Here is a 925-nt window from a genome sequence, read left to right on the forward strand (position 1 = left end):
GGTATAGGACCTCGTTCTCCCATAGTATAAATATACGATTTTCAAATATATAATACCAATTAGATACAAATTGACCATCAATGAATTGGTAAAAGGTAAGAAAGTCAATTATCCACCCAGTGTGATATCTTGATCTTGATAAAACTCTAGTGCATTGAATAAATGTTCTGGCTTAAAATCTGGCCACATTTCGTCAACTACATATATATCCGAATATACCGTTTGAACCGGAAGCATTCCACTTAGTCTATGTCTTCCTCCCCAACGGATAAGTAAATCTATTCTTGGAATCTCTGCTGATGCAATATTTTCTATCATTTTTTCACCATCTGAAGAGTTCTCAAATGCATATGCTAAATCCCAGTACCAACCATAATTTACTAAAAAATTTATCCTTACTTTACCTCTCCCAAATTTAGTCCTCTTTGTATATGCAAGTAACTCTTTTGGAAACATGTCCGAATTGGTATTCCCTACTACAAGAAGTTCAGCATCATGTTTGGAAAGTTCTTTAACTGATTTTACACAGGCATTTACAAACGCTTTTCTTTGAATTTGAGGCCTTTTTGTGTTATCTTGAGTGAATCCAAAAAAAGTAACTTCGCCTATTCCTATTTTTACACATATATCATATAGCTCCAGGCCTGGAACTATTCCATGTTTATATCCTTCATGCTTTTTTAAGCCTCTGTCTAAAGCCCATCTCCTGTTTCCATCCGGTATTATAGCTATGTGTCCTGGTAGTCTTTTAAATTTAGGTATATCCAGAAAATAACCCCCTATTTCTTTGCTTAAAAATGCTATAAATAATCTTCACTGAACTCAGCTAACGAATTTTATGCCTGGAGTTTAGTTGGAAGTCTTAACTTTGAGCCTATCCCAAAAGCTCATTTACTCTAATTATTGCTGCTACCATTACAACTCC

1 protein-coding gene is annotated in these 925 nt (G+C 34.6%); it reads right to left on the minus strand.

Annotated features, from left to right (window positions below; all coding sequences use genetic code 11):
- Positions 1-108 precede the first annotated feature (108 nt).
- Positions 109-804, minus strand: a complete 696-nt coding sequence (locus tag ASJ81_RS13815) for an undecaprenyl diphosphate synthase family protein (protein WP_338037548.1) — start codon at positions 802-804, stop codon at positions 109-111.
- Positions 805-925 lie beyond the last annotated feature (121 nt).

The sequence above is a fragment of the Methanosarcina spelaei genome, assembly GCF_002287235.1.
GTDB lineage: Archaea > Halobacteriota > Methanosarcinia > Methanosarcinales > Methanosarcinaceae > Methanosarcina > Methanosarcina spelaei.